Here is a 4,202-nt window from a genome sequence, read left to right as displayed (position 1 = left end):
GGCGATTAGCCGAAACGCTCCTCGCTTCGTCATCCTAGGGCGAAGCAAGGAGCGCAGCGACGCGGCGCAGACCCTAGGATCCATGCCGTGACTTTGACGTGCCGCGACGGTGCAGACAATGGCGCCGAAACGCCGGCCCAGACAGCCTCTTTCTGCACCGCTGCATTCTACGGCAGGTGTAACGGCATGGATCCTAGGGTCTGCGCGCGTCGCTTCGCTCCTTGCTCCGCCCTAGAATGACGACGTTGCGAGGGAACCGGCCAATCTCCAAGGTTTTCGCGATAGTCCATCGGATTCTTAGCTGCGCCAATGGGGCGCCCAGGAATTAGGAGAGCCAAAAAATGTCGAAACTGCTCGTCAAGGCCGACAAGGGCCACGGCCATGTCGCCCACGTCACCCCGCAAAGCGCCGGCTGGACCTATGTCGGTTTTGATCTGCATCGGCTTCATCCGGGCGAGACGGTGTCCGGCAAAACGGGCGAGCGCGAGGTCTGCCTGGTGTTCGTCATAGGAAAGGGCAAGGCGTCGGCCGGCGGCAAGGATCTCGGCCTGCTCGGCGAGCGCATGTCGCCCTTCGAAGGCAAGCCGTGGTCGGTCTATGTGCCGCAAGGCGCCGACTGGTCGGTGACCGCCGATACCCAGCTGGAGCTCGCCGTCTGCTCGGCGCCCGGCCTCGGTGGCGGCCTGCCGGTGCGCGTCATCGGACCTGACGATCTCGGCCAGGAGGTGCGCGGCAGGGGCACCAACACGCGCTACGTCACCAACATCCTGCCCGAGGGCAAGCCGGCGGATTCGCTGCTGGTGGTCGAGGTCATCACGCCCGGCGGCCACACGTCGAGCTATCCGCCGCACAAGCACGACCAGGACAATCTGCCGGCCGAATCCTATCTCGAGGAGACCTATTACCACCGCCTCAACCCGCCGCAGGGCTTTGCCTTCCAACGCGTCTACACCGATGCCGACCGCAACGGCGTGCGCGAGCTGGACGAGGCGATGGCGATCGAGGACGGCGATGTCGTGCTGGTGCCGAAGGGCTATCACCCTTGCGCCGCCTGCCACGGCTACGACCTCTATTACCTCAATGTCATGGCCGGACCGAGGCGGACATGGAAATTCCACAACGCGGCCGAGCACGAGTGGCTGATGAAGGCCTGATCGGCACGCCGGCAAAGCCGTTGGTCCAGCCGCTGAAAAATCGTCGGCTAACGAGCTCCGTGCTGGACTTGCCTTCGAAAACCCACGAAAGCTTCGTCAATCCGTCATGGAAATCACCTATGGCAGCGGTTCCGGTGCATGTCGCCGCAAGCGCTCCGGCGCTTTGGGCCACGACTTGCCAAGACAATGACTTGAAGCGCGTCGCATATTCCTTTGGGGCGCGCAGCGCGCTTGACGAGGAACGCCCATGCGCTACGCGATCTACTACACCCCGGGGCAGGACGAGAAGCTGGCGCGCATTGCCGCCAACTGGCTGGGCCGCGACCCGTTTGGCGCGGCGACGCGGCCGGTCGAGGCCGTGGGCGATCTGTCGGCCGCGGAAGTCGCTTTCCATACTGCCTCCGCCCGGCGCTACGGATTCCATGCGACGCTGAAAGCCCCGTTCCGGCTGGCGCCGAACGAGACGGAAGCTTCGCTGCGCGCCGCGCTCGACGCTTTCGCCGAGGCGACGCCGCCTGTGACCATCCCGCGTCTCGTCGTCGGCCAGATCGACGGCTTTTTCGCGCTGGTGCCGGAAATGCAGTTTGCGCCGCTCAACGATTTCGCCGGCGAGGTGGTGCGCGCCTTCGATCCGTTCCGCGCGCCGCTGACCGAGGCCGAGATCGAGCGCCGCAGCCCCGATGCGCTGAAGCCGGACGAGTTCCGCAACCTCTGCCAATGGGGTTATCCTTACGTCTTCGACACGTTCCGCTTCCACATGACGCTCTCGGGGCGGGTCGGGCCACAGGAAAGCCCACGTCTTCGTGCAGCGATCGACGGCCTGTTCGCCGACGTGCTGCGGCAGCCGGTGCCGGTGGATGCACTGACATTGTTCGTCGAAAGCGAGCCCGGCGCCCCGTTCATGGTGCTTTCCCATCATGCGCTTGGCCGCAGGCCTGCCCGCAAGACCGCATAGGGCGGATCAGCGGAAACGCTGAACCGCCCTATCTTTTTGTTTACGCAATTCCGGACGGAAAACCGCAAAGCACTTTTCCTGGAATTGCTCTGAAACGACTGCTTGAGATAGGACCGCCCGAGATGACCGCCGAAACCGTTCTCACCAATGCCCGCATCGTGCTGCCAGACGAAATCGTCGAGGGCTCGCTGTTGTTGCGCGACGGCCTGATTGCCGCCGTCGAGCCCGGTGCCGTTCGCGCCGGCGAGGACATGGGCGGCGATTACATCATCCCGGGCCTTGTCGAGCTGCACACCGATCACCTTGAGGGCCATTATGCGCCGCGCCCGAAAGTGCGCTGGAACCCGATCGCCGCCGTGCTTGCCCATGACGCCCAGGTGGCGACCGCCGGCATCACCACGGTGCTCGACGCCTTGCGCGTCGGCATGGACGAGGATGCCGACCTGAAATCCGACGACGTTCGCAAGCTGGCCGACGCGATCGAGGACAGCGTGCGCCAGGATCGGCTCAGGGCCGACCATTTCATCCACCTGCGCTGCGAGGTCTCGGCGCCGGACTGCCTCGAGGCTTTCGCCAATTTCGAGACAGACGAGCGGGTTAAGCTCGCCTCGCTGATGGACCACGCGCCAGGACAGCGCCAGTTCGTCAACCTCGAGACCTATGCCTATTACTACCAGCGCAAGCTGAAGCTGACGGACCGCGACTTCCAGAAATTCTGCGAGAAGCGGATGGCCGAATCGGCCCGCAATTCCGGTCCGAACCGCGTCTTCATCTCGGCCGCCTGCCAGGAGCGCGGCATCGTGCTGGCGAGCCATGACGACGCGACCGCCGGCCATGTCGACGAAGCGATCGAGCAGGGCGTGCGCGTCGCCGAGTTCCCGACGACGCAAGAGGCCGCCAAGGCCTCGAAGGCGGCGGGCCTCGGCGTGCTGATGGGCGCGCCGAACGTCATGCGCGGCGCATCGCATTCCGGCAATGTCTCGGCGCGCACGCTCGCCGCCGACGGCCTGCTCGACATCCTGTCGTCCGACTACATCCCTTTCAGCCTGATCCAGTCGGCCTTCTTCCTCGGCGATGTCGTCGAGGGCATCTCGCTGCCGCAGGCGGTCGCGATGGTCTCGAAGAACCCGGCCGAAGCGATCGGCCTTGCCGACCGCGGCGTCATCGAGCCCGGCCGCCGGGCCGACCTGGTGCGGGTGCGCGTCGACGACCATGTGCCGGTCGTGCGTACCGTTTGGCGCCTGGGCAGCCGGGTCGCATGATGGTCTCGGCCCTCATCGAGCGCGAGCTGGCGGACAGCCTGCCGATCCGCAACGGCGTCTTCGTCGCGGTGGTCGGCCCGAGCGGTGCCGGCAAGGATACGGTGATTGGCTACGCCAAGCAGCGCTTTGCCGGCGAGACGCGGCTGGAATTCGTGCGCCGCGTCATCACCAGGCCAAGCGACGCGGCAAGCGAGGACCACGACACGTTGGCCGATGCCGCCTTTGCCGAGGCGGAGGCCGACGGCGCCTTCTCGCTGTGCTGGGACGCGCACGGCCTGCGCTATGGCCTGCCTGCCGATGTCGACTGGGCCGTGGCGAACGGCCACGTAGCCGTAGCGAATGTCTCCCGCGCGGTCATCCCGGCGCTTCGCGAACGCTATGCCAATCTGGCCGTGGTCGAGATCACCGCCACGCCGGAAATCCTCGCCGAGCGGCTGGCGGCGCGCGGCCGTGAATCGCGCGGCGAGGTGCTTGCCCGCCTGGCGCGCAGCACCAGCGTCAAGCTGACGGGACAGGACGTGACCTCGATCGACAACAGCGGCGACAAGGAAATCGCCGGCGAACGCTTCGCCGAGGTGCTGCGCAAGGCGATGGCGTTTTCGGATCTGTCGGACATGATCTAAGGCCTTCCCCTTCTCCCCCTGTGGGAGAAGGTGGATCGGCGCGAAGCGCCGAGACGGATGAGGGGTGTTGGAAGGATCGCTCGGAGGAAGAAATGGGCGCTTGAAGCATCCTATTCTTCAGCGCCCCGTTTCTTCCAACACCCCTCATCCGGCCGCTTCGCGGCCACCTTCTCCCACAGGGGGAGAAGGGGGAAGCAGCGCTTCACTT

The 4,202-nt window shown here is 65.6% G+C and carries 4 protein-coding genes; all 4 read left to right on the top strand.

The window, feature by feature from the left end; genetic code table 11:
• Nucleotides 1–341: 341 nt before the first annotated feature.
• The 4 genes from iolB to phnN all read left to right on the top strand — a co-directional run bounded on the left by iolB (nt 342) and on the right by phnN (nt 3,994).
• Nucleotides 342–1,154: a 5-deoxy-glucuronate isomerase gene (iolB, locus tag FJ980_RS29310; protein ID WP_140547119.1), complete on the top strand. Its 813-nt coding sequence runs from the start codon at nt 342–344 to the stop codon at nt 1,152–1,154.
• Nucleotides 1,155–1,401: 247 nt separating this feature from the next.
• A complete protein-coding gene (locus FJ980_RS29305) occupies nt 1,402–2,109 on the top strand; it encodes a DUF1045 domain-containing protein (protein ID WP_140547118.1) in 708 nt (235 codons plus the stop codon).
• Nucleotides 2,110–2,231: 122 nt separating this feature from the next.
• Nucleotides 2,232–3,371, top strand: a complete 1,140-nt coding sequence (locus FJ980_RS29300; RefSeq protein WP_140547117.1) for an alpha-D-ribose 1-methylphosphonate 5-triphosphate diphosphatase — start codon at nt 2,232–2,234, stop codon at nt 3,369–3,371.
• A complete protein-coding gene (gene phnN / locus FJ980_RS29295; RefSeq protein WP_181181335.1) occupies nt 3,368–3,994 on the top strand; it encodes a phosphonate metabolism protein/1,5-bisphosphokinase (PRPP-forming) PhnN in 627 nt (208 codons plus the stop codon). The genes FJ980_RS29300 and phnN overlap by 4 nt, the downstream gene beginning before the upstream one ends.
• The last annotated feature ends 208 nt before the right edge of the window (nt 3,995–4,202 follow it).

This window comes from Mesorhizobium sp. B1-1-5 (assembly GCF_006443065.1).
In the GTDB taxonomy this organism is placed as follows: domain Bacteria; phylum Pseudomonadota; class Alphaproteobacteria; order Rhizobiales; family Rhizobiaceae; genus Mesorhizobium.
This window is presented reverse-complemented; position numbering and strand designations above follow the sequence as displayed.